Source organism: Ideonella sp. B508-1, assembly GCF_000333615.1.
Classification (GTDB): domain Bacteria; phylum Pseudomonadota; class Gammaproteobacteria; order Burkholderiales; family Burkholderiaceae_C; genus Ideonella.
Window position 1 is genome coordinate 1 of record NZ_BADL01000593.1, and the last position, 1,906, is coordinate 1,906.

The window sequence follows — 1,906 nt, forward strand, 5'->3', positions numbered from 1 at the left end:
GCAGGTGGTCCAGCCCCTGCATCTTTTGCTCGATGACCTGGGGGACGTTGTCCTCCAGGGTCTTGGCCGAGGCGCCGGGGTAGGTGGCCGAGATGGCCACCGCCGGCGGTGCGATGCTGGGGTACTGCGCGACAGGCAGCGCCGTGATCGACAGGACGCCGGCCAGCATCGTGATGATGGCCAGGACCCAGGCGAACACGGGCCGGTCAATGAAGAAGCGTGCCATGGTGTGTGAATCTCCCAGGCCGGATCAGGACTGGACAGCCGCGGACGCCGCTGACTTCGGGGGCGTGGGGCCGGCCCCGGCGGGCAGCACCTCGACGGTCTGGCCCGGCCGGATCTTCTGGAGCCCGTCCAGCACCAGCCGGTCGCCGCTCTTCAGCCCGGCACTCACCAGCCAGAGCTCACCCACGGTCTGGCCCAGCTGCAGCGCGCGCTGCTCGACCTTGTTGTCCGGCGTCACCACATAGGCGGTGGGCTGGCCCCTGCTGTCGCGCACGATGGCCCGCTGGGGCACCGCGATCGCCGCATCGGCCAGGCCCTGCTGCACCACCGCGCGGGCATACATGCCCGGCAGCAGCTCGCCCTTGGGGTTGGGGAATTCGGCCCGCAGCGTCACCGCGCCGCTGCCCTCGTCCACCGAGACCTCGGAGAACTTCAGGGTCCCCGTCAGCGGATAGTGGCTGCCGTCTTCCAGCAGCAATTCGACCTTGGCGCCCTCGGACCCGGCCTGCTTGAGCTGGCCGGCCGCCAGGGCGCGCCGCAGCTGCAGCAAGGCCGCGCTAGACTGGGTGACATCGACGTAGATGGGGTCGAGTTGCTGGACGGTGGCCAGGGCCGTGGCCTGGCTGGCGGTGACCAAGGCACCCGGGCTGACCGAGGAGCGGCCGACACGGCCACCGATCGGGGCGGTGACCCGGGTGTAGGCCAGGTTGATGCGCGCGGTGGCCAGCGAAGCACGTGCCGTGGCCACGTCCGCGCGGGCCTGCAGCAGGGCCGCGGTGGCATCGTCGTTGTCCTGCTGGCTCACCGCCTTGATCTTCACCAGCTCGCGGTAGCGATCGGCCTTGAGCTGGGCCGAGGCCAGGGTGGCCTCCGCCCGCTCCAGCGTGGCCTGGGCGGAATCGACCGAGGCCTGGTAGGTCGCGGGGTCGATCTGGTAGAGCAGTTCGCCGGCCTTGACCAGGCTGCCCTCGGTGAAGGTGCGGCGCTGGATGATGCCGCCGACCTGGGGCCGGACGTCCGACACCATGGCCGCGGTGACCCGCCCCGGCAGCTCGCGGGTGATCGGCAGCGTCTGGGCCTGCACCGTGATGACACCCACCTGGGGCACGGCCAGCGTGGGCGGTGGCCCGCCCGCGGGCGGCTTGCCACAGGCCGACAGCAGCACGGCGACGCTGGCCGCGGCCAGCCAGCTCTTGGAGAAGGAACGGTGGGGCATAGGGAACTCTCCCGACTTGAGAATTACTAAACTGTACAGTACGGTACTGTATTAGAAAGTCGAACATCCCTGGAAAAGTCCGGGGTCTTTCCGCTTTCCGAAAAGGGCGTGCCGCAGCTCCGGACCGGACCATGGAAACCGGGCGGGCACAATCCGTCCCCAGCCATCAGCGCCCCTCCACAGAGCGGGTTCAGCCCACAGCCATGCGCACCAAGAGTGAAGAGCGTCGTCAGCACATCCTCGCCATCGCGGCGGAGGTGTTCCTGCAGGTCGGTTTCGAGAAGGCCTCGATGGCCGAGATCGCTCAGCGGGTGGGCGGCTCCAAGGCCACCCTGTACAGCTACTTCCCCTCGAAGGAGGAACTGTTCGTGGCGGTGATGGACCGGTCGGCCGAGCAGCTGATGGGCACGGTCTTCGACCAGCTCCTCCGCCCGGGCTCCCCCGAGGAATGCTGCGGAGATGGGC

General features: G+C 69.2%; 3 protein-coding genes. 1 reads left to right on the forward strand and 2 read right to left on the reverse strand.

All coding sequences use genetic code 11. From position 1 onward, the window contains the following. Positions 1-226: efflux RND transporter permease subunit (locus I73_RS30260; RefSeq protein ID WP_040501407.1), on the reverse strand; the 226-nt coding region annotated here is incomplete at its 3' end. Positions 227-250: 24 nt separating this feature from the next. Continuing rightward, on the reverse strand, positions 251-1,441 hold the full coding sequence (locus I73_RS23670) for an efflux RND transporter periplasmic adaptor subunit (protein ID WP_022982889.1): 1,191 nt from the start codon (positions 1,439-1,441) through the stop codon (positions 251-253). A gap of 203 nt (positions 1,442-1,644) precedes the next feature. Here I73_RS23670 and I73_RS23675 point away from each other — a divergent pair. Continuing rightward, positions 1,645-1,906 (forward strand): TetR/AcrR family transcriptional regulator (locus tag I73_RS23675; protein WP_022982890.1); only part of this gene is annotated, 262 nt, incomplete at its 3' end.

Coding starts and splice junctions, on each gene's coding strand:
- I73_RS23670 (WP_022982889.1), bottom strand. CDS start 1,441: ATGCCCCACCGTTCCTTCTCCAAGAGCTGGCTGGCCGCGGCCAGCGTC.